Raw genomic sequence first — 23,566 nt, 5'->3', positions numbered from 1 at the left:
TGCACTCTCCTCTAGAAGTAATGATACATAATAAATATTTTGTCCAATTTTATTATATTATAAGTTGTAGTATATGTAAATATTGTATAAAAAAGCTTAAAAAATGTACAAATATAGGTTAAATTGTATTCTTATGACACATTAATATGCAATATTTGTATATTTGCAAAGCTATAAATACATTATTACATAAAATAATAGGACAAAATATTTATTATGTTCAAATAAATGATATATTTAATTTTTTAAAAAGTCAAAGTTTAAAAGTTTGTAGAATAATTACGCAAAAATTATTATTGAAGATGTCATATTTTATTATTAAATAATAGGAGCGAGGTGGAGAGGTTTTACACGTGTTGAGTTGTACTAATTTAAAAAAGGAAGTTATTATGAATAAAATTAATATGCCCAAAAAAGAACTTAAACTTAAGATAAAAATGGTAAATACCACAAGAGGAAAATTAAACAAGGATATACATAGGAGAAAAAAAAGTAAGCCTAATGAAGAATTCTCAAGGTATGATATTCTTACTGGGCTACCAAATAGTACTTATTTTTTTGAAAAGCTTAATAGGAGTTTAGAGATATCAAAAGTTAATTGTAGAAAAGGTGCGATTATTTATATTGATGTTGATGACTACAAAATCATAAATTATAATTGGGGCTATTCTTTTGGTGACTTTATATTAAAATGTTTTTCTGAAAGGGTAAGTAAATGTATTAAAGGAAAAGGGAAACTATTTAGATTAAATGGTGATGAATTTGCAATTTTGATCTATGAATTTAAATTTATAAGTGAAATAGAGGAAATTTGCAAGAAAATTTATGAAAATTTGTCAGTACCTTTTAAGATAGCAGATGATGAATTAGACATTTCTGTAAGTATGGGAATATCTACTTTCCCGGATGATAGCATAAATTCTGATGAGTTGTTAGAGTTTTGTAATTTAGCTATGTACAAGTCTAAGAAAACTGGAAAAAACAATTATACAATCTTTAATAACGAAATATTTGAGACATATTATAGGGACGTATTGATTAGAAGGGAATTAAAGAATGCTATTAATAAGCATGAGCTAAATATTAATTATCAGCCACAAATTGATTTGTCTAATAATGAGATTGTTGGAATTGAAGCTTTATTAAGATGGAATAATGATAAGCTTGGAAATGTTTCACCAGCAGAATTTATTCCTATTGCTGAAGAAAGTGGAGATATAGTTCAAATTGGCGATTGGATAATGGAAAAATCCATAGAGCAAGCGAGTTTGTGGAAGTGCATGGGGTACAAGTTTAATAATATAGCAATCAATATATCACCAATTCAAATCAAGGAAAAAGATTTTAAGGATAAGTTGTTAAAATGCTGTAATAAGTATAATATTTCTCCAAACTTTTTAGAGATAGAAATAACAGAGAGTACTTTATTAGATATATCAGAAAAAAATATAGAAGTATTAAATGAACTTAAAGGGATGGGAATAAATATTGCAATAGATGACTTTGGGACGGGATACTCTTCTTTAAGCTATTTAATTAATATTTCAGTAAGTACATTAAAGATTGATAAAACATTTGTAGATCATGTAGAAAATTATAAGAACATGGTATTAATAAAGAACATAGTTAACTTATCAAAGGACTTGAAATACAAGGTAATAGTTGAGGGAGTTGAAACAAGAGAGCAGATAGAAGTACTTGCTGACTTAGGTTGTAAGATAATTCAAGGTTTCTATTTTAGCAAACCGCTTACAGAAGATGGTATGAAAACTTTATTGGATAGTAATAGAAAAAATAATATGCAATAGCATTTTAACAGTGGGAGGAAATTTTAATATGAATTTATTAAACCAAGTAAGAGCTAAGTTAATATCAGCATTTTTATTAGTGGCTATATTAATTGCAGTTGTAGGCACAATTGGTGGAATAGAAGTAAAAAGAGTAAATAAAAATGCAGAAACAATGTATAGCGTAAACTTACAGAGTGTTAATGAAATTTTGTCAATAAAATCAAATATGTCACAAATAAAGAGCGAAGTTTCAGTTATAATGTATGATCAAAATAAAAAAGAAACGGATCAAGCAAAAAAATATATTACTGACATGGTAGCTGCAGATAACGAATATATAGCTAAATATGAGAAATTAATTACTACAACAGAGGAAAAAGAAAATTGGACGAAGTTTACCGATAATGTAACAAAATATAGAGATGCTAGAAACAGGATAATAGATGCAGCTGATCTAAATGATCCAAATGAAGTGACGAAACAGTACATGATTTTTTTGCCTATAGAAGAAGAAATGATGGCAAGCCTTGACAAGGTTATAGAAATAAATTTGGCGGCAGCAAAAGTAGCAAGTGATAACATTAATATAGCATCTGCACGGACAAACATAATTATGACATTGATGAGCATTGCAGGGGTTATAATTGCCATTTTACTTGGAATATTTATTTCAAGCCATATAAATAAACCTTTAAGGAAGATAAGAGATTATGCAGAGAGATTAGCAATGTATGATTTTTCAACTCCAATTACTATTACTAGAAAAGATGAATTTGGACAAACAGGTATCGCTTTAAATAAGGCACAAAAAAATGTAAATATCTTAGTTAAAGAGATCATGGAAAATTCTCAAGATATAAGTGCGTCGAGTGAGGAACTATCTGCTACGGCTGAAGAATTATCTTTGAGAGCTAGAAGTATTGATGATGCTATATCAAATATTTCTGATGGTATGCAAGAATCTAGTGCGGCAGCCGAGGAAATAAGTGCATCGGTAGAAGAAGTGGATTCAAGCGTTAATGAACTTTCAGGAAAGGCAATGGAGGGAAGTAGTAGTTCAAGTAAATCCAAAGAAAAAGCAACAGAGGTAAAGAATAGCGGTAAAAAAGCTATAGAAGAAACAAGAAATCTATATGCAGAAAAAGAGAACAAAATGTTAGAAGTTATTGAAGATGGCAAAGTAGTAGATAATATAAAAGTTATGGCAGATACAATAGGAAGTATAGCCGAACAAACAAATCTATTAGCTTTAAATGCAGCTATAGAGGCTGCAAGAGCAGGAGAACAAGGTAAAGGTTTTGCAGTTGTTGCCGAAGAAGTAAGAACACTTGCGGAACAGTCATCACAAGCTGTAACGTCTATACAGGAAACAATAAATAGAGTCCGTGATGCTTTTAAAAATAGTATTGATACTGGCAATGATATACTTTCATTTATTAATACTGAAGTACATAGACAATTTAATGCCTATATGCAAACCGGTGACCAATATTATAATGATTCAAATTTCGTCAGCATGATGTCAGAGGAAATTGCAGCTATGTCAGAAGAGATAACAGCTACTGTAGGTCAGGTTAGTGAAGTTGTACAAGATATGGCACAAACTACTCAAAAGTCTAGTGAAGAAGTAGCTACAATCAAAGAAAGTATGGATGAGACAACTAAATCCATAGAGCAAGTTGCACTAACAGCACATAGCCAGGCTGAACTCGCTCAGAGGCTCAATGAAATGGTACAAAAGTTTAAAATTTAGGTATCAAGATGCAAGAAAGAATGATTTTATTCTTATACAAATTTCATTGAGAGAAATATAATTATACATATAATTTATAGAGGATATAAGTTTTGAATTTATATCCTCTTTTTATATATTAATTAAATGTATGCTAAATTGGATTCAACCTGCAATTTAGAACCTTCAGTGATTTTTCATAGTTTTTCGGAATCAAAATATTTATGATTTAGGTAAGTTATCCCATAAGTATAAGTTATATGTTGTTTATAGATAACACAATCATAAACTATATAGGATATGAAATATATCAAAACTAGAAATGGGGAATATACTTTTGTGGAATGTTTCATTGGTAATTTTGAGGGATGTGATTCTTTGGCTATAAGTTGTTCCAAATGTGCTAGTTCAAAGCTAGTTCTTTGAGGCTAGCACTTTGGGGGCAACTTTATGGCATTAGAATCACCCATCAGAATTGCCTAGAAACTGGAATAAAAGTATATTATTCATTTCGGTGTGGTATACGCATAAGTATAGATTATAGTTAGTTTATCTATAACATCTAAGAAATTCGATAAAAAAGTGAAGAATTTCGTATGGAGACTAATTGATAAAATCCCTATAATTAGTAATGTAAACGAAGAACAAATTTGAGTCTTTGTTTTAGGATTTAGATAAGAATATGGAGGGGTAAAAATGAAAAGGTTTAAGAGTCTATTAACAATTGTAATGTCAGCAGCTATAGTTGCAACAATGGCAGGATGTGGAGCAAATAAGAGTGCAAGTTCTGGAGGGGATGCACAAACAAGTACTAAATCTTCAAATACTTTAATTGGTTCTGCAATATATAAATTTGATGATACTTTCATGACCGGAGTTCGTACTGCTATGGAAGGTGAAGCTAAGGAAAAAGGATCAACTATTGAACTAGTGGATTCACAAAATAAACAACCTACTCAAAATGAGCAAGTTGATACATTTATTACAAAAGGTGTAAACGCTTTAGCAATAAATCCAGTTGATAGAACTGCAGCAGGTCCTATCATTGAAAAAGCAAAAGCTAAAAAACTTCCAATCGTATTTTTAAATCGTGAGCCAGAAAAAGCAGATATGGATAGCTATGATAAGGTTTGGTATGTAGGTGCACATGCAGAACAATCAGGAACTTTATCAGGTCAAATTATAGCTGATTACTTCAAAGCACATCCAGAAGCAGACAAGAATCATGATGGAGTGGTACAATACGTAATGCTTCAAGGAGAACCAGGACATCAAGATGCTACTCTTCGTACAGAATATTCTATAAAAGCTATTGAAGCTGCAGGATTAAAAACTCAAAAACTTGCTGCTGATACAGCAATGTGGGACAAGGCAAAAGCTACTGACCTTATGAAAGCATTCATGACAGGCCAAGGTGTTGATAAGATAGAAGCAGTTCTTTGTAACAATGATGATATGGCTCTTGGTGCAGTAGAAGCATTAAAAGCTGAAGGATATAACAAAGGTGATGCATCTAAATATATTCCAGTAGTTGGAGTTGATGCAACAGCACCAGCATTACAAGCTATGAAAGAAGGATCACTTCTTGGAACAGTTCTAAATGATGCACAAAACCAAGGTAAGGCTACAGTTAATATAGCTTTAGCAGCTGCTCAAGGTAAAGAAATTAATAAAGAAAATATTGGATTTGATGTAACTGATGGAAAATATGTATGGATTGACTATGTAAAAGTTACTCAAGATAACTACAAGGATTATTTAAAATAAGATATATCTGACATAGAAATTGTCAGGGATGCGAGATTATAAAAAATCCCCATCCCTGAATTATTATTTAGAAAAGGAGGATGCTTGTATGGGTGAATATGTACTGGAGATGAATAACATAACAAAGGTATTTCCAGGAGTAAAAGCATTAGATGGTGTAACATTGAAGGTTCGCAAGGGAAGTGTCCATGCATTAATGGGAGAAAATGGTGCTGGGAAATCAACCCTAATGAAATGTCTATTTGGTATTTATCATGAAGATGGTGGAGAGATCATATTAGATGGAAAGAAAATGGAGATAAATACTTCAAAACAAGCATTGGATTTAGGTGTATCAATGATACATCAAGAATTGCACCCAATTCGTTTCCGTCCAGTTATGGAAAACATTTGGCTTGGCAGATTTCCAATGAAAGGAATTGCTGTTGATAAGAAAACTATGATTAAGAAAACAAAGGAATTATTTGAAGAAATTGAGTTAGATATAAATCCTGAAGCATTAGCGGGAACACTTTCACCATCTAATCTTCAATTAGTTGAAATAGCAAAGGCTGTTAGCTATAATTCTAAAATTATTATTATGGATGAACCGACTTCATCATTAACAGAAAATGAAACTAAGCATTTATTTAAGATAATAAAACAACTTCAAAATAAGGGCTGTGCAATTATATACATATCCCATAAGATGGAGGAAATTCTTAAGATATCAGATGAAGTAACAATTATGAGAGATGGTCAGTATGTAGGAACTTGGGATGCTAAGGATCTTACAACAGACTTAATTATAAATCGTATGGTTGGTCGTGATATGACTAATAGATTTCCACCAAGAGAATATACACCAAGTAAAGATGTTGTATTAAGGGTAGAAAATCTTTGTTCTCCAATTAAAAAATCATTCCAAAATGTAAGCTTTGATTTACATAAGGGTGAAATACTAGGAATAGGTGGTCTTGTTGGGGCACAACGTACAGAATTAGTCGAAGCTTTATTTGGACTTCGTGAAGTAGCCTCTGGTACTGTAGAAAAAGATGGGAAGATTATAAAAATAAAAATCCCCAAAGATGCAAAAGAGTATGGTTTTGCACTGTTAACAGAAGAAAGACGTGCTACTGGTATATTTGGTATTCTTTCAGTACTAGATAATACTGTAATTGCAAGTCAAAAAGAATATGCTAAAGCAGGAGTTTTGCAAGAAGCAAAGAGATATAAAGCTGCAAAGCAGTCAAATCAAGAACTTAGAACTAAAACACCAAGCATGGAACAATTGATTCAAAATCTTTCAGGTGGAAATCAACAAAAAGTTTTAATTGCACGTTGGCTTCTTACAAATCCAGATATTCTTATATTGGATGAGCCTACAAGAGGTATTGACGTTGGAGCTAAGTATGAAATCTATTCGATCATGCATGAATTGGTTAAGAAGGGCAAGTCAATTATTATGATTTCTTCTGAAATGCCAGAATTGCTTGGTATGTCAGATAGAGTTATGGTTATGTGTGAAGGTAAGGTTACTGGAATTTTAGATCAAAGTGAAGCAGATTCAGTAAAAGTTATGAATCTTGCTACAAAATTTATGCAATAAGAAATATCTCCTTTATCAAGTGGGACTTAATTCAGGTAGGGTTAATCCATAGCTGAATTTTAGTTGAACTTATGTCCTTAAGTGTGCAGTCGTTATTTTATCCTACTTATAAAGAGGTGAAAATATTACGGATGCTAGGTATTGGATAAATGAAATTTTATAACAAATGATTTTGGTAGGAGAGAAAGAAAGTGAGGTATGTAATATGAGTGGAGAGAAGATAGTTTCACGAAAAGGCTTTGGAAAAATATTTTTAGGTATTGGTGCTTTTTTGGTGGCTTTAGGAATTGTTTTTAATTTTATTTTAGATCCAAGTGTATTTTATGATTTACCAATTTATGTAGGTGGAGTTGGTATAGCATTACTTGTTTATGGCGCAAAACAGTTTTTAGATAAGAAGAATGCAGACATGGATGTTATTTTTTCATCAAAGACTGTAAAACATTTCTTTACAGATAATGCGATTATTATAGCATTATTATTACTAGTAGTTGTAATTATGATAATTCAACCACGTTTTATGCAATATGCTGTATTTCTAGATATTTTGACACAATCATCAACAAAAATGATTGTTGCTTTAGGAATATGTTTTACATTATTAATTGCTGGTACTGATTTATCAGCAGGACGTATGGTAGGTCTTGCAGCTGTAATATCAACTTCAATGTTGCAAAACCCTGATTATGCAAATAGATTCTTCCCTAATATGCCACAATTAGCAGTTATTATTCCAATATTATTAGCAATAGTTGGATGTGCTATATTTGGAGTTCTTAATGGTTTCTTAGTTGCAAAATATGATATGCATCCATTTATTGCAACATTGGCATCTCAAGTTATAGTATATGGTGTAACATCTCTATACTTTGACTTACCTCCAAACAAATCACAACCTATTGGTGGTATTCGTCAAGACTTTATAGATCTTGGACAAACAAAATTATTTCAAATTGGAAGTTTCCCAGGAATATCAATTCTAGTTCCAATTGCTGTAGTATTCATAATTCTAGTTTGGTTTATTTTAAATAAAACTGTATTTGGTAAGAATGTATATGCTATTGGTGGTAACCGTGAAGCAGCAGTAGTTTCTGGAGTAAATGTATTTGCAACTATTATGGGTATATTCATCTTCGCATCACTTTTATATGGTGTTGGTGGCGTACTTGAAGCAGCTAGAACAGCTGGTGCAACAAATAACTATGGTAATGGTTATGAGCTTGATGCAATCGCAGCGTGCGTTGTTGGTGGTGTTTCATTAAATGGTGGTGTTGGTAAAGTTGGTGGAATAGTAAGTGGTGTTTTAATCTTTACTGTTATCCAATATGGATTACAATTTATAGCGGTAAGTCCTATGTGGCAACAAGTTATAAAAGGTATCATCATAGCAGTTGCAGTTGCAATAGATATGGCAAAATACAGAAGAAAATAATTATTAAATAAATAAAATGCAGGCAAATCATTAGTTTTTTAGCTAAAGATTTGCCTGTATTTTATTTATTTTCTAAATAATAATCAAATTGGTAAGCCTTAGCACTCGTGCTAGTAATAATTTAATACATAATGTATAATAGTATTTAGGCATAATCAAAAAATAACAAATCTATCTGTCAGTATTTTTTAATCATAACTTATTGCCAAAGTGCCCTAATAGACCTGATATGAGAGTAATTTGTCTCCTTGGCTAATAAAAAATATTCATGGCAGTTCTAATTGTTATTTATTTTCATGTGCCTTATTAAATAATTCATCTATCGGAGGTAGTTAAATGAATTTATATAGAATTATGATTGTAGATGATGAAGAAGAAATACGTCTTGGAATCATAAAAAAGATTGATTGGGAAGCCAATGGATTTATAGTTGTTGGTGATGCCGAGAATGGACAAGATGCCTTGGAAAAAGCAGAAAAACTACAGCCAGATGTTATAATGACGGATATTAAAATGCCATTTATGGATGGGTTGGAACTAGGAAAGAAGTTGGTAGAATTAATGCCATCTACAAAAATTATTGTATTTTCAGGATGTGATGATTTTGAGTATGCTCATAAAGCAATAAAGATAAATGTAGTTGAATATGTTCTGAAACCGATTAACTCAGCAGAACTTATAGAAGTTTTAGTGAGGTTAAAAGAACAGCTCGATCGTGAATATAACGAAAAACGAAATTTAGAAACACTTTATAAGCATTATATTAAAAGTCTACCAGTAATTAGAGAACAATTTTTAGTTGGTGCAATTGAAGGCAGGATAAATGAAGAACAATGGCATGAACAAATGGAGGAGCTGGGAATAGAATTCAAGTATAAGCATTTAACAGTAGGGATTATTCAGGCAGATGGAACATTATCCTTTGAAGAAAACTTAAATAGTTTTTCGGGGCAAAAGGAATCAGCACTTACACCAATTTCTATTAAGAAAATTGTAGATGAAAATATGGGTAAGTATTGTAAATTTATTAGTTTTATTTATTCTGGTATGGTAATAGTTATGGGTAACTTTGAAAAAAAGGAAGATATATTATTATTTATAAAAGGTATAAATGAGGTTTGTAAGGTTTATAAGAGAATTATGAGTTTAACAATATCTGCAGGAATAGGGTATGTTTATAGTAATCCTTCGCAAATACGTTTTTCATATAGAACTGCACAAAATGCATTAGATTATAGATTTATATTAGGAGCTGGAAAGGCTATTTATATTGATGATGTAGAGCCAGATAATTCAATCCAGCTACAACTTGATGAGAAAGAAGAACGATCGATGTTAAATGCAATAAAAATTTCTTCAGAGGATGAAATTTCAGAGGCAATTGATAGTTTGTTTAAGAAAACAGAAGATTTATTATTGCCTTTTAATCAATATAGAATTTATCTTATGGAAATTATGACGTCACTTTTAAAACTTGTTCAAACATATGCATTTGATATAGAAGAAATTTTTGGTGAAAATTTTAATGCATACAGTTATTTAGAATCCTTTAATTCTATTCATGAAGTCAAAAAATGGATTATAGAAAAAGCTATTAGGATAAATAGTTATATTAAAAGAGAGCGAATCAATTCATCTATGATGCTTATTGAAAAAGCAAAACAATATATAAAAGAAAATTATAGTGATTATGATGTTTCGGTAGAAAAATTATGTTCTAAATTGCATGTTAGTCCAACATATTTTTCTACAATGTTTAAGAAGGAAACAGGAACAAGCTTCGTAAATTATCTCACAGCAACACGTTTAGAAGAAGCAGTTAAACTTTTGAATACAACAGATGATAAGACATACATGATAGCGGAAAAAGTTGGATATCCAGAAGCTAATTATTTTAGTTATGTTTTTAAGAAACAGTTTGGAGTATCTCCATCAAAGTATAGAAAGAATTGAGTTGATTTACTATGCTTAATTTATTTAAGAGAAAAATACAGAAGACAATAAATTACGTTAACAGCGGAAGTATACAACATATAATATCAATTTCTTTTACCGTAATAGCAGTTATAGGAATGGTTACTGTTGGAGGGGCTCTATATTTTCGTTTTATAACTTCCACTGAAGAAATGGTATCTGAGCATAATAAATCTATGTTAGATCAAGTAAATTTGAATTTAGATTCTTATCTGAGGAATATGATGAAAGTGTCTGACACCACTTATTACAATGTAATTAAGAAGAAAGATTTGGCTACAGATACCATAGATAAAGAAATGGACTTATTGTATGAAACAAATAAAGATTCACTTATAAGCATATGTGCCTTTTCGCAAGATGGGGAAGTTATAGCGGCATCTCCTGTAAAACAATTAAAAAGCTCTATCGATCCACGAGTGAGTGATTGGTTTACTAAAGCGATAGATAAGAAAGAAAATTTACATTTTTCAACACCTCATGTTCAAAATTTATTTGTAGATCCAGATTATAAATATCGTTGGGTCGTATCATTAAGTAGGGCTATTGAACTTACTAATAATAAGAAAACAACATCTGGAGTATTGTTAGTTGATATAAATTTTAGTGGAATAGAGCAGATATGTAAAAATGCAAATATAGGAAAGTCAGGATATGTTTATCTAGTTGATAGAGAAGGCGAAATTATTTATCATCCTAGGCAGCAATTGATTTATTCAGATTTAATAGATGAAAATAATAAAATTGAAGCAGCTTATGATGATGGAAATCATATAGAAACTTTCAGAGGAGAAAAAAGATTAGTTACAGTTAAAACTGTTGGATACACTGGATGGAGAATTGTTGGAATTACACCAATGTTAGATATTACTTCAGATTATTATCAAATGAGTATATTTGCTGTGTTCATTATGTCTTTTGCTATCTTTATACTTGTATTTCTTAATATGTTTGTCTCTTCAAGAATAGCTAACCCAATACGATTGTTAGAAAAGTGTGTAAAGAAATTGGAAAATGGAGTAAAAGATGTAGATATTTCGATAAGTGGATCATATGAAGTTCAGCATTTAGGAAAAGCAATTCGTTCTATGGTCAACCAAATGCATACACTTATGGATAACATAATGATTGAACAAGAATCAAAAAGAAAAAGTGAGCTTAATGCTCTTCAAGCACAAATTAATCCCCATTTTTTATATAACACATTGGACTCAATCATATGGATGATAGAAAATGAAAATTATGATGGCGCAATAATTATGGTAACTGCGTTAGCAAAACTTTTTAGAATAAGCTTAAGTAAAGGCAAAAATATAATAACAGTGAGAGATGAAATTGAGCATGCACGAAATTATTTGACCATACAAAATATACGATATAAAAATAAATTCACATATAATATTGAAGTTGATGAGAAAGTTCTTAATTATGGAAGTATTAAATTAATTATTCAACCGCTAATTGAAAATGCAATTTATCATGGTATGGAATTTATGGGGGGAGATGGTGAAATTTTAGTAAAGGCATATACAAAAGATAGTGAGTTATATATCGATGTTGTAGATAACGGACTTGGAATGCTGCAAGATGTTGCGGATAGCCTTTTAACAGGTGAAAGCAAGATTGAAAAGAAGAGCTCTGGTATAGGTTTGAAGAATGTTAATGAAAGAATACAATTATATTTTGGAAAGAGATATGGACTTGAAATTTATAGCGAACCAGATGAAGGGACAACAGTTCGCATTCACATGCCATGTATAGATTTTTATGAAATTAGAAAGAGGGAGGAAGATAAATAGTGAAGAGAAAAAGGAAGCAAATTTTTATTACTTTATTTTTGCTATTAATATTATCTTTTTTACTTTTCTTAAATAATACATTGTGGCATGAAAAAGATATAAGGATATACAACATATCAATTATAACTAGAGGAAGAAACAGTGAAAGCTTAATGATAATGAGACAGGGTATAGAGCAGGCAGCTTCAGAAATGAATGTTAATGTAAGTTTTGTTACTTTGTCGGAAGATAATAGTATTGACGAACAGAAAGAACTTATAGAACGAGAGATAAAAAATAAGGCAGATGCAATAATTATATCGCCTGCAGATTATGAGAAAATGGCAGAACCAATAGAAAATGCTAGAAAAAAGATACCAATTATATTATTTGATTCTACTATAAAATCAGAACATGCTCAGCCCAGTATTTCTTGTGATAACTATAAGCTTGGATCTAGCTTGGGGGAAGAATTAATAAAGAACGGAGATATGAATAAGAATATTTTAATAATCAAAAACAACTTAGAGTGCAGCAGTGTAAAGGAACGATATAATGGATTCATGAGTGTTATGAATCGAACAGATAACAAATGTACATTTTGGGATTTTTCAGAAGATAAGCAGACTACTTATTATAATCAAGCTAAAAGTTTGTTAGAGAACAATAATATTGATGTTGTGGTTACATTTGATGCAGGATTATTAGAGAATGTTTCTCAAGCTAAAAAGGATGTAATGGGTATTAACAAAGAAAAAGCATCAATAGAGATATATGGGACAGGAAGTACAAGCAAAATTCTTTCTTTTTTAGAAGATAAGGTTATTAGTGCAACAGCTATTCAAAATGAATTTAATGTAGGATATCTAAGTATAAAATCAGCAGTATATAAGATTAATAAAAAAGATATGCCCAATAACATTATCTCTTCAACAGTTATAAATACAAAAAATATGTATTCGGAAGAAAATCAAAGATTATTATTCCCATTTGTTAGATAAGCACCATAAATGCAAGGATGAACTTTTGTATAAATGTATTGTGGTGCTTGATGGAATCATATGGTGGAGGGATTGTAGTGAGATTAATTAAGAAATTATCAGGGCTTTTAACAGTAGTCTCAATTTTTAATGTATTGTCATCTTGTAGTGCAAATGTGAAATCAGCAAATTATAGTAATGATATTAAGGAAATAAAAATAGGTGTAACCTTATATAAACAAGATGATGCATTCATATCAGAAATTTCAAAGAATATTGAGGATATAGCAAAAGAGAAGGAGAATCAAGGTAAATATAAGATCATTGTGAATGTTGCAGATGCTAAAGGAAATTTAATTAACCAAAGTAATCAAGTAGATAAATTTGTTGCGCAGAATTACGATGTTATATGCGTAAATATGGTTGATCGTACAGCGGCATCTATGATCATTGATAAAGCAAAATCAGCTAATATTCCAATTGTTTTCTTTAATCGTGAACCAGTAGAGGAAGATATGGAAAGATGGAATAAGCTCTATTACGTTGGAGCAGATGCTCAGCAATCAGGTGAGATGCAAGCAAATATCATTATAAATGCTTATAAAAAAGACAATAGAATGGTAGATAAAAATGGAGATGGCAAAATCCAGTATGTAATGCTTGAAGGAGAGCAGGGACACCAAGATTCCTTAATTAGAACGGAATATTGCATCAAAACTATAACTCAAAATGGAATTGAATTAGAGAAATTAGCTGATGATACAGCAAATTGGCAAAGTGCTCAGGCAACAACAAAGATGTCACAATGGATTAAAAGTTTTGGAGATAAAATTGAAGTTGTATTTAGTAATAATGATGAAATGGCACTTGGAGCAATAAATGCAATAAATGATGCTAATATAGGCGGTAAAAAACCACTAGTTGTAGGAATTGATGGGCTTCCTAAAGCGTTAGAGGCAGTGAAAAATGGATCTATGATAGGAACTATTTTAAACGATTCGAAAAAACAGGCAAATGCGATCTTCAATCTTGCATATACATTAGCTTCTCATGGAAATGTAAATTCCATAGATGGACTTGAGAAAGGAAAGTATATTAGGACTCCACACGCAGAGGTTACTAGTGATAATGTTGATTTATATATAGAAAATAAATAAAATTATATATTATGTATAGATAATGTAGAAGTATATTTATTATAAAAAAATAAGTAAGTCTTTTTCGATTTACTTCCTTTTTTGTATAAGCATACTTCTATTTTTATAAATTTTTATCAGCAGGATCTATAGCTATAGTTAGATTATATTCAATATGCCTTATACCAGTATAAAGTTCTTTATTACACACATAATAAAATAAATGATTTAAGAAATAAAGATAAAATTTAATGTGCTTTTTATGTATAGAAACTGACCATAAAGGCAAAGTCTTTGCAAGGTACTATGAAAATAGGTTTATTTTCGTAGGAACCTTAAGTATCGAGATGCTAGGAAGAGTAGGGAGCTATTTGATAAATCAACGGAGGATAAAAATGAGAAATTCTAAAAAGATATTGGTATTATTCACTATTATGGTTATGATAATAAATTTATTATTAAATTCTAATAAAGTAGTTGCCAATACCAAGTTAACAGCCACGGAAGGAAGGCCAGTAAGAGCAAGCGTATTATTACGTACTTTGGAGGATCCATATACCGCCTTACTTAAGCAAAGTTTTGAAGAGATTCAGAAAAATAATCAAGGGAATATTGAATTTACTTTTTATGACTGTAAGAATGATCAATCATTACAAAACAGAAATGTTAATTCAATACTTAATGCAGGAAATGCAGATATTATATTACTGAATCTAGTAGATCTAACAGGAGTGAGGACAATTGTAGATAGAGTCAAAGAAAAAAATATACCTTTAGGTTTATTCAATATAGAACCACTAAATATGGAAACTGTAAAATCATATAGTAAAGCTTATTTTGTTGGAACAAATCCAGCCGAAGCGGGAATACTGCAAGGTGAACTTCTTTCCAGCTTATGGAATAAGGATAGAACAATTATTGATAAAAATGGAGATAATATAATGCAATATGTTATGCTTATGGGACCGCGTAATAACTTGGAGGCAATTGGAAGAACTAAGTATTCTGTTTTATCAATCAATGATGCAGGAATTAAAACAGAAGAAATTGCTTTGAGAGTTTGTAATTGGGAAGAAAACTTAGCTAAAGATGCTATGGATGCATTATTCTTATCGAATGGAAATAAAATTGAAGTTATAATTTCTAATAATGATGCTATGGCAATAGGTGCAATTGAGGCATTGCAAAAGTATGGATATAATAGTGGAGATAAAAATAGGACAATACCAATTGTTGGTGTAGATGGGATACCGAAAGCGATACAGCTCATTAATCAAGGAATTATGACTGGATCTGTTCCTCAAGATGCAGCTAGCATGGCAGAAGCGACTTATCTTATAGGAATGAATTTGGTTAATGGTAGACCTCCACTTGATGGAACTTCGTATAAGTTTGATGATACAGGAGTTGCAGTTCGTATTCCTTACAAAGGATATATAAGTAATGATAATATCTAAGGTTATTTAAGTTGATTAAATAACTTATAATAAAAAATATGGAGGATTAGTATAAGATGTCTAAGAAAATAACTACCATAATTATTATCATGATTGCAGCAGCTATGCTAATAAGCATTAATCAAAGTAATATCATGGCGAGTTCAGGAATTGCTGAAGGAAAGCCTATTAAAGCAGCTGTATTATTATATAGATTTGATGATGCTTATATTTCTTTAGTTCGTGAAAATTTAGAAAAAATACAAAAAGAGAACGAAGGAAACATTGAATTTATTTTTTATGATGGGAAGAATGATCAATCTATACAGGATAAAGATATTAATAATTTAATTGAAAAACAAGATGTTGATCTTTTGCTAGTAAATCTAGTCCAAACAACGAGTACACAGTCAGTTATTAATAAAGTAAAAGGAATTAATATTCCAGTAATTCTATTTAATAGGGAACCAGTTGCGATAGATTCTATAAGATCTTATAATAAAGCTTGCTATATAGGAACAGAGGCTGAGGAAGCCGGACTATTACAAGGAAAAGTTATTATAAATGCATGGAATAAAAATAAAACAGCAATGGATAAAAATAAAGATGAGATACTTCAATATGTTATGTTAATGGGGGAACAAAATAATTTAGAGGCAATTAAAAGAACAGAATACTCTATATTAAAAATTAATAATTCAGGAATAAAGACTCAAGAAGTTGCATTAAGGGTTTGTGATTGGAATGAGGAAGAAGCTAGGAATGTTACTAAAACATTGCTTTTGCAGTATGGAAATAAAATTGAGGCTATAATTGCGAATAATGATTCCATGGCTATAGGTGCAATTAAAGCATTGCAAGAATATGGCTATAATAAGGGCGGTAAGACTCCTAATATAGCGGTGGTAGGCGTTGATGCAATACCAGAAGCACAGGAATTAATTAAACAAGGAATAATGACAGGGTCTGTTTTGCAGGACCCGTATGAATTAGCTAAAGCCCTCTACAGTGTTGGAATTAATTTGGTTTCTAATAAAAACCCGCTTTATGACACAGAATATAAATTTGATCAGACAGGAGTTTCAATTCGCTTGCCTTATCATGAATACATGGGGAAGTAAGAATTAAAAGATATATAAAATAACTTTACAATCAAACCAAGTTAACTTAATATTAAGTTAATAAAAAAAACGTATTATATTATTAGATTTACGAGGAGTGGGGCTAAAATGAGTAAATTAGAAGAAATAATAAAGTATAATGAAAGTTTTGTGGGGAACAAAGATTATCAGGAATATGTAACAACTAAGATACCTAAGAAAAAGATGGCGATATTATCATGTATGGATACAAGATTAACAGAATTGTTGCCTAAAGCCATGAATATCAAAAATGGGGATGCAAAAATAATAAAAGATGCAGGAGCAACAGTTATGCACCCATTTGGTGGTGTAATGAGAAGTATATTAGTTGCAGTATATGAATTTGGAGCAGAAGATGTTTTTGTAATAGGACATCATGGTTGTGGGATGAGTAATTTAAACACAAAAAAACTTGTTGATAAAATGTTAGATAGAGGAATTAAGGAAGAAACGCTCTCTACTTTAAATAACGCAGGAGTTAACGTTGAGAGATGGCTTCATGGTTTTGAATCTGTTGAAGAATCAATAAAAGAAAGTGTTAAAATGATAAAAGATCATCCTCTTTTACCTAATGACGTAAGGGTACACGGTCTCATTATGAGTCCTGAAACTGGAGAACTAGAAATCATAATAAATGGAGACATTAAAGACGCAAACTAAAGGTATGGCGAAGCGCTAGATATCTAGAGTAAACTTAAAGTTATATATGTAAACACCGAAAGGAAGGTCATGCATTTATTCGGGTTACTTAAGGATTTTGCTGCGAATTTCTAACATTAGAAGTTGCACCCATTTCTGCATGCTCCTGTGACAAGCACAGGACAAGCAAAAAGTGGAACAACTTCTACTGAAGAAATGTCTGCAGCAAAATCCTATATGTAACACCTCCACAAAAGCATGACCTTCCTTTCTGGTATATATCATAATTGAAAATATATGTTTTAATTTAGGTTCGTTATCTAGATACGAAATACCTAGAGATCAATACATGGATTGTGATTCCGTTGTATATTTTTATGAGTTATCAAATCTATAGTGATGATAAATACTCAATAATGTTAAACTTAAAAATTTAACATTTAACATTCTGATGAGTAAAACTTGCGTATCTATATGGAGACCAATATAATTATTTATTTGGCACGAAGTAATCACTGTGTTTGGAATATATTATTTTTTCATCTACTTAGTTTGCTAACAATAGAAATATAAAAATATTTGCGCGAATATAGATTTACTTTAATTTACTGCTAAATTAGAAATGGAATATATGTTTTTGCACAGTGTTCATAAGAAGATTTTGCTGGCTGTAATTCTAGATTATAAGTTGTTCCAAATGTGCTTGTTCAAAGCATAGTCTTTGAAGCAAGCGCTTTGGATGCAACTTATAATTGTAGAATTACCCAGTAAAATCTTCAAGGAATCGGAGCAAACACATATATTCCATTTCGTCTTTTGGGCAGTGAAATTAAATTGTCCTCAATACTTGCAAGTATTTTTATATTTAGCTCGTTTGTCAATACGTACTTTTATGAACATGGTAAATTATATTTTTGTTTCTAGTATGTGCTTCCAATATCTTTTAGGCATCATTCTACATTGAAGTTTAAGATTTTTTCGCTCTTGTATAGTAGTGGATTTAAAATATGTTTTCCAAAGGTCTGTATATTCATCGTTGTGAAATTTTAGTTTTTCATAAGTTTCTATATCCATATCTATTATTTCGTAAAAATTTGTATTATATATTAAAGCCTTTTGTCTAGAAATATCGTGTATAATAAAATATTCCCTAGGAAATCTATTTTTAAAATGATCTCCAATAAGCTCTAAAATATCATTATCTGGTTCAATAGAAGAGTATAAAAGTTTCTCTTCTATTTGATTAAATCTAATAAATCCTTCAAATCTATGGCATTCATTTAAAACCTTTTTTGTAATATTATCTACAAGTCTTATTACATCTATATTTAAAAAATCATGAACATCTGGTCCGAGTTTAAAGGCTATCTTTAAATAATTAAATATTATTATTCCTTTGTCCTCATAATTACTTAAAAATGCAAAGTATATTTTTTTTAATGAGAGGAAATTAATTTTATTTATAATAGCATTTTTTACTTTTTTGAACTTATTAATATCAGTAGAAATTTCAACTATATTCCCTAGTAGAAGGGGAGTATTTGTTTGGCTTTTTCCATATATAGATGTTGGAGGTGAGCCGTTTGAGTAAAAAGCATCATATATGGAAGTTAATAGGCCTTCAAAAGTATCGTCATATAAGTATATTTTCATAATCAAAACTCTCCAGTTAAAGAAGTAATTTTATCACCTAATGTTAATATATTTGACTTAGGAATTATATTATTTAAAGAATTTTCAATTTTTATAGGTGATATATGTGATGAAGAAATATCATCCTTAGGTAATATAATTCCAGAAGGAAGCTTTACATCATTAAATGAAGCATTATCAAAAAATGATATTTGATTAGGATTTACGCTGCCACTTTTAGAAATATCGTGTTCTAGAAGTTTATTTTTTATTTTAATAGTATCAAAAAGAACATCTCCATGATATTTTCCGTTACAGGTAATAAAATATTTAGCTCTTTTAAGTACAACTCTTAGATTTCTCAAGTCATCAAAGGTCAGATTATGAACTCTTCTTATTTTTAAAATTTTCTTAGCAGAAGTAACTCCTATACCAGGGATTCGTAATAATTTTTCATAAGAAACTTTGTTAATTTCAACAGGAAATTCATTCAAATTGGATAATGCCCAATGTGTTTTTGGGTCAAAATTTAAATCAAAGTTATCATCGTCATTCTTCAAGAGTTCATTAGCTTTAAATCCATAATATCTAAGAAGCCAATCGGCTTGATAAAGTCTATGTTCTCTAAGCATTGGTGGATGCGTAATGTCAGGAAGCAGGTTATTATCCTTAATTACAGGGACATAAGCAGAGTAGTACACTCTCTTTAGACTATATTTATTGTAAAGAGCTTCAGAGAGTTTTAGAATTTTTCCATCACTTTCAGGAGTTGCACCAACGATTAATTGAGTACTTTGACCACCTGGTACAAACAATGGTGTACTTTTTATGCTTTTTTTCATTTCACTATAATTAAGTATTGAATTTTTTATAGTTTTCATAGGTTGTAAAATTTTTTCTTTACTCTTTTGAGGTGCCAAAAGTTTAAGACTATTGCTAGAAGGAAGTTCTATATTAACACTCATTCTATCTACAAACTTTCCAGCTTCCTCAATTAAAGCATTATCAGCGCCAGGTATAGCTTTTAGATGAATATAACCATTGAACTTATTTTCTATACGCAGTTTTTTCACAGTTTTAAGTAGAAGTTCCATAGTATAATTAGGATTATAAATAACAGCAGAACTTAAAAAGAGGCCCTCTATATAATTACGCCTGTAAAAATTAATAGCAAGACTGCATATTTCATCAGGAGTAAAGCTTACTCTTAAAAAATCTCTAGATGATCCATTAATGCAATATTTACAATCAAAAATACAATCATTTGAAAATAATATTTTAAGGAGAGAAATGCAACGTCCATCCGGAGTAAAGCTGTGACAAATACCAGCTTCTGAAGCATTGCCTATTCCATTTTTAGCATTCTGTCTCTTTGAGCCAGAAGAGGAACAAGAGACATCATATTTTGCGGCATTAGATAATATTTTTAATTTTTCCATTAAATCCATTTTGATTACACTTCCTTATAAAATGAAACTTTAAAATTAAAATATATGCTCTGACAAAACTTGAATGGTGTATTGGAATTTAGTTTTTGTATTTTTGCATTAACTAAGTACGTAGGGAATAGAATTTTAAAGTTAAATTAATTATCATAAAATATACACGCTCTAAAAAATTTAATTCATCGAAGTTTATTTTAAAATATAAGATAATAAAAAATTAGATAATTTTATAATGATCGAATCATATTATTTAAAACATATACAAATAGAAAAAGAACATATATTCGTTAGGAATATTATATACGAATATATGTTCTGTGGCAATGAATTCATTTTAAAGTTTTGATAAAAAAACTAAAATGAAAAGTTAAATTCCGTATGTAAGAGTAAATTCTATGTAAATAGAATTAAGTTATAAACTTATTTATGATTAAATTAAAAAAATAATGCTTTGGTATATGTTACATTAAAAATAATCAGTAACTATAACAAATGCATTATTTATTTTAATAAATATATTAAATAGCGGTTACAGTATCACGCTCAATTAAAGTGTTCATAAGAATAATTCTCTTGCTGCAAGAATTATCACATTCTATTTTTTCTAATAGCAGTGTTGCTGCATTTGAGCCAAGAAGAAACATGTTTTGATCTATAGTAGTTAACTTAGGTTCTACAAATTTACTCAAATCTATATTATCAAATCCTATAATAGATAATTTATCTGGTACATCTATATTTAGTTTTTTGCAAGCGTTAAGTACACCAACAGCCATAAGGTCATTGCAGGCAAGAACTGCAGTTGCAGTAGATGCTTTAAGGACATTTAGGAATATATTAACAGCGTTATCAACAGTTTCACTACTATTTCCATTTCCTATGTTGATAATATTTTGTGGATTAAAATTATTTAAATCATCCATTATTTCTGTATAAACTTTTTCCTTTACGTCATAAGAATAACTATCTTTTCCTCTAACAAATAGTATATCTTTGTGATTTTTTTCTAATAAATAGTTTAAAGCCATACTTGCACCCATAGCTTCATCATTTACAACAGATGAAATATTTGTGGACACGGAATGTCCATTAACAAAAACAATGGGAGTTTGTTTTGAAATATTATGAAAAAATTTAGATTTAATATTTTCTGTATTTGGGTCAATAACTATTATTCCAGATACATTCCTAGATAATAAATTGTTAACACATAATTTTTCTTCTTCACTATCATTATTACTACATGCCAGCACTAAAGACAAATTATTTGCTTTTAAGCTGCTTTCAATCCCGTTTATAACTTCTGGGAAAAACATATTATTGATACTAGGAACAACAACACCTATAGTAGCTGACTTCTGTTTAGTAAGCTCACGTGCTTGCATATTGGGAATATATTTAAGTTCCTCTATTACTTCAAGTACTCTTTTTCTTGTTTCTTCTTTCACTGGATAATTGCCATTCATTACCCTTGAAACAGTCGCAACAGATACATTAGCTTTTTTTGCTACATCTACTATGGTTAATTTCATAATTATTCCACCTTATAATATATTTATAAATTTATCAAAGGCAGCAAATCCTTCTTTATTTCTTTTAAATACTCCGGAGTGACATAATACTTCTAAGAATTTAAATCCAACTTCCTCTTTTAAAATAGAATCAACGTTTTCTTGAGATATATTAGAGTGTTTTTCTAGAAGATATTTATACCAATCAGAATGTTTTGCCACCATTTCATCATCTAAAATGTTGTCTTTTCTATTAATTAAGTATTCCTTTAAAATGTTTAATTCTTCTTTTAATCTTGCAGGAAGAACTGCAAGTCCCATGACTTCTATAAGTCCTATATTTTCTTTTTTAATGTGATGAACTTCACTATGAGGATGGAAAATACCAAGAGGGTGCTCAGTACTTGTTCTATTGTTCCTTAAGACTAAATCTAGTTCGTACTTATTATTCCTTTTTCTTGCAATAGGAGTAATAGTATTATGCGGTTCATCCATTGTATGACTTAATATATTTACAGATTCATCAGAATAACTTCTCCATGAAGTTAAAATATGATCAGCTAAATCTAATAATTTATCTTTATCATTACTTGAAAGCCTAACAACAGACATAGGCCATTTGACTCTACCTATTTCAACATCTTCATAATTTTTAACTGAGTAGTTTTTTTCTATTGGAGCTTTTTCCATAGCAAATGTGTAGTGACCACCTTGATAATGATCATGAGATAGTATTGATCCTCCAACTATAGGCAAGTCAGCGTTAGATCCAGCAAAGTAATGAGGCAGTATATCAGTAAAAATCAATAAATTCCTAAAAGTATCCTTATTAATTTTCATAGGTATATGTTCGCTATTTAGAATTATACAATGCTCATTATAATAAGTATAAGGGGAATACTGCAAGAAATATTTTTGTTTATCAAAATCCAAAGGTATAATTCTATGAGTCTGTCTGGCAGGATGATTTATATGACCATAAAATCCTTCATTTTCTTTACATAATAAACATTTAGGATATGAACTAGATTTAATTAATTTAGCTTTTGCTATATCCCTAGGATCTTTTTCTGGTTTTGATAAATTAATTGTTATATCTAAGTCTCCATATTCCGTTGGTGCTTTCCAGATTATGTTCTTGTCAATTCTATCTTTTCGAATATAGTTAGAAGAAATGCTTAAATCATAATAGTACTCAGTAGCTTTAGTTGGAGAGATATTATATAAATTATTAAAGTTATTTATAACCTCAGAAGGTCTTGGCATTACGCAGTTCATAATTAAAGTATCAAATAAGTCTCTTTCAGTCACTGTATTTTCTATTAAATTATTTTCACATGCGTAGTCTAAGATATTTTCTAAGATAGGAGTTGGAGTTTCTAAAGTTTCATCAACTTCACGAACTTCAAATTCATTTAAGTTTAATACTCCAAGAATCATATTTGTAGAGTAAATTATATCATCATTATTTATAAGATTTTTTTTCAATGCAAAGTTTATAAGTCTATTTATTTCATGATTTATATTTATCATGCTAAAACCTCCTCAATTTTAACAAAAGGTATTAATCTAAGACATATCTAA

16 protein-coding genes are annotated in these 23,566 nt (G+C 30.0%); 12 read left to right on the top strand and 4 right to left on the bottom strand.

Annotated features, from left to right (window positions below):
- Positions 1–389: 389 nt before the first annotated feature.
- The 12 genes from F3K33_RS22725 (at position 390) to F3K33_RS22670 (ending at position 17,415) form a co-directional block, all read left to right on the top strand.
- The gene (locus F3K33_RS22725; protein ID WP_051144781.1) at positions 390–1,808 is read left to right on the top strand and encodes a putative bifunctional diguanylate cyclase/phosphodiesterase; all 1,419 of its coding nucleotides are present in this window, start codon (positions 390–392) and stop codon (positions 1,806–1,808) included.
- A gap of 28 nt (positions 1,809–1,836) precedes the next feature.
- On the top strand, positions 1,837–3,543 hold the full coding sequence (locus tag F3K33_RS22720; protein WP_023973610.1) for a methyl-accepting chemotaxis protein: 1,707 nt from the start codon (positions 1,837–1,839) through the stop codon (positions 3,541–3,543).
- A 675-nt stretch (positions 3,544–4,218) separates the two neighbouring features.
- Entirely contained in the window at positions 4,219–5,289 is a 1,071-nt protein-coding gene (locus F3K33_RS22715; protein ID WP_017212607.1) for a galactose ABC transporter substrate-binding protein, read from the top strand.
- Positions 5,290–5,377: 88 nt separating this feature from the next.
- Complete coding sequence (locus tag F3K33_RS22710; RefSeq protein WP_023973609.1) at positions 5,378–6,877, top strand: sugar ABC transporter ATP-binding protein; 1,500 nt, start codon at positions 5,378–5,380, stop codon at positions 6,875–6,877.
- 205 nt (positions 6,878–7,082) lie between these two features.
- Positions 7,083–8,309 carry a galactose/methyl galactoside ABC transporter permease MglC gene (gene mglC / locus F3K33_RS22705; protein WP_017212605.1) on the top strand — a complete coding sequence of 409 codons (1,227 nt, stop codon included), beginning with the start codon at positions 7,083–7,085 and terminating at the stop codon, positions 8,307–8,309.
- A gap of 336 nt (positions 8,310–8,645) precedes the next feature.
- A complete protein-coding gene (locus tag F3K33_RS22700; protein ID WP_023973607.1) occupies positions 8,646–10,262 on the top strand; it encodes a response regulator in 1,617 nt (538 codons plus the stop codon).
- Between the two features lie 11 nt (positions 10,263–10,273).
- A complete protein-coding gene (locus F3K33_RS22695) occupies positions 10,274–12,082 on the top strand; it encodes a sensor histidine kinase (protein WP_039770047.1) in 1,809 nt (602 codons plus the stop codon).
- A complete protein-coding gene (locus F3K33_RS22690; RefSeq protein WP_039770048.1) occupies positions 12,082–13,062 on the top strand; it encodes a substrate-binding domain-containing protein in 981 nt (326 codons plus the stop codon). Before F3K33_RS22695 ends, F3K33_RS22690 begins: the two co-directional genes overlap by 1 nt.
- 77 nt (positions 13,063–13,139) lie before the next feature.
- The gene (locus tag F3K33_RS22685) at positions 13,140–14,198 is read left to right on the top strand and encodes a galactose ABC transporter substrate-binding protein (protein ID WP_023973604.1); all 1,059 of its coding nucleotides are present in this window, start codon (positions 13,140–13,142) and stop codon (positions 14,196–14,198) included.
- Positions 14,199–14,572: 374 nt separating this feature from the next.
- Positions 14,573–15,634, top strand: coding sequence for a galactose ABC transporter substrate-binding protein (locus F3K33_RS22680; protein ID WP_039770050.1), 1,062 nt, complete (start codon positions 14,573–14,575; stop codon positions 15,632–15,634).
- Between the two features lie 56 nt (positions 15,635–15,690).
- Positions 15,691–16,734 carry a galactose ABC transporter substrate-binding protein gene (locus F3K33_RS22675; RefSeq protein WP_039770051.1) on the top strand — a complete coding sequence of 348 codons (1,044 nt, stop codon included), beginning with the start codon at positions 15,691–15,693 and terminating at the stop codon, positions 16,732–16,734.
- Positions 16,735–16,842: 108 nt separating this feature from the next.
- Positions 16,843–17,415, top strand: coding sequence for a beta-class carbonic anhydrase (locus tag F3K33_RS22670; RefSeq protein WP_023973602.1), 573 nt, complete (start codon positions 16,843–16,845; stop codon positions 17,413–17,415).
- A gap of 885 nt (positions 17,416–18,300) precedes the next feature.
- Here F3K33_RS22670 and F3K33_RS22665 read toward each other — a convergent pair.
- From F3K33_RS22665 to galT, 4 genes are all read right to left on the bottom strand, one after another.
- Positions 18,301–19,047: a TIGR03915 family putative DNA repair protein gene (locus tag F3K33_RS22665; protein ID WP_023973601.1), complete on the bottom strand. Its 747-nt coding sequence runs from the start codon at positions 19,045–19,047 to the stop codon at positions 18,301–18,303.
- 2 nt (positions 19,048–19,049) lie between these two features.
- Positions 19,050–20,474, bottom strand: coding sequence for a putative DNA modification/repair radical SAM protein (locus F3K33_RS22660; RefSeq protein ID WP_023973600.1), 1,425 nt, complete (start codon positions 20,472–20,474; stop codon positions 19,050–19,052).
- A 515-nt stretch (positions 20,475–20,989) separates the two neighbouring features.
- Positions 20,990–22,003, bottom strand: a complete 1,014-nt coding sequence (locus tag F3K33_RS22655) for a LacI family DNA-binding transcriptional regulator (RefSeq protein WP_039770053.1) — start codon at positions 22,001–22,003, stop codon at positions 20,990–20,992.
- 12 nt (positions 22,004–22,015) lie between these two features.
- The gene (galT, locus tag F3K33_RS22650) at positions 22,016–23,515 is read right to left on the bottom strand and encodes a UDP-glucose--hexose-1-phosphate uridylyltransferase (protein ID WP_023973599.1); all 1,500 of its coding nucleotides are present in this window, start codon (positions 23,513–23,515) and stop codon (positions 22,016–22,018) included.
- Positions 23,516–23,566: the final 51 nt, after the last annotated feature.

Origin of the sequence: Clostridium beijerinckii (genome assembly GCF_008705175.1) — a bacterium.
In the GTDB taxonomy this organism is placed as follows: domain Bacteria; phylum Bacillota; class Clostridia; order Clostridiales; family Clostridiaceae; genus Clostridium; species Clostridium beijerinckii.
Note: the sequence above shows the minus strand (reverse complement) of the source record. Positions and strands in the feature narration are given on the sequence as shown.

Excerpts from the sequence above, each read along its gene's own strand:
- F3K33_RS22725 (WP_051144781.1), top strand. The coding sequence starts at position 390 with ATGAATAAAATTAATATGCCCAAAAAAGAACTTAAACTTAAGATAAAA.
- F3K33_RS22720 (WP_023973610.1), top strand. The coding sequence starts at position 1,837 with ATGAATTTATTAAACCAAGTAAGAGCTAAGTTAATATCAGCATTTTTA.
- F3K33_RS22715 (WP_017212607.1), top strand. The coding sequence starts at position 4,219 with ATGAAAAGGTTTAAGAGTCTATTAACAATTGTAATGTCAGCAGCTATA.
- F3K33_RS22710 (WP_023973609.1), top strand. The coding sequence starts at position 5,378 with ATGGGTGAATATGTACTGGAGATGAATAACATAACAAAGGTATTTCCA.
- mglC (WP_017212605.1), top strand. The coding sequence starts at position 7,083 with ATGAGTGGAGAGAAGATAGTTTCACGAAAAGGCTTTGGAAAAATATTT.
- F3K33_RS22700 (WP_023973607.1), top strand. The coding sequence starts at position 8,646 with ATGAATTTATATAGAATTATGATTGTAGATGATGAAGAAGAAATACGT.
- F3K33_RS22695 (WP_039770047.1), top strand. The coding sequence starts at position 10,274 with ATGCTTAATTTATTTAAGAGAAAAATACAGAAGACAATAAATTACGTT.
- F3K33_RS22680 (WP_039770050.1), top strand. The coding sequence starts at position 14,573 with ATGAGAAATTCTAAAAAGATATTGGTATTATTCACTATTATGGTTATG.
- F3K33_RS22675 (WP_039770051.1), top strand. The coding sequence starts at position 15,691 with ATGTCTAAGAAAATAACTACCATAATTATTATCATGATTGCAGCAGCT.
- F3K33_RS22670 (WP_023973602.1), top strand. The coding sequence starts at position 16,843 with ATGAGTAAATTAGAAGAAATAATAAAGTATAATGAAAGTTTTGTGGGG.
- F3K33_RS22665 (WP_023973601.1), bottom strand. The coding sequence starts at position 19,047 with ATGAAAATATACTTATATGACGATACTTTTGAAGGCCTATTAACTTCC.
- F3K33_RS22660 (WP_023973600.1), bottom strand. The coding sequence starts at position 20,474 with ATGGATTTAATGGAAAAATTAAAAATATTATCTAATGCCGCAAAATAT.
- F3K33_RS22655 (WP_039770053.1), bottom strand. The coding sequence starts at position 22,003 with ATGAAATTAACCATAGTAGATGTAGCAAAAAAAGCTAATGTATCTGTT.
- galT (WP_023973599.1), bottom strand. The coding sequence starts at position 23,515 with ATGATAAATATAAATCATGAAATAAATAGACTTATAAACTTTGCATTG.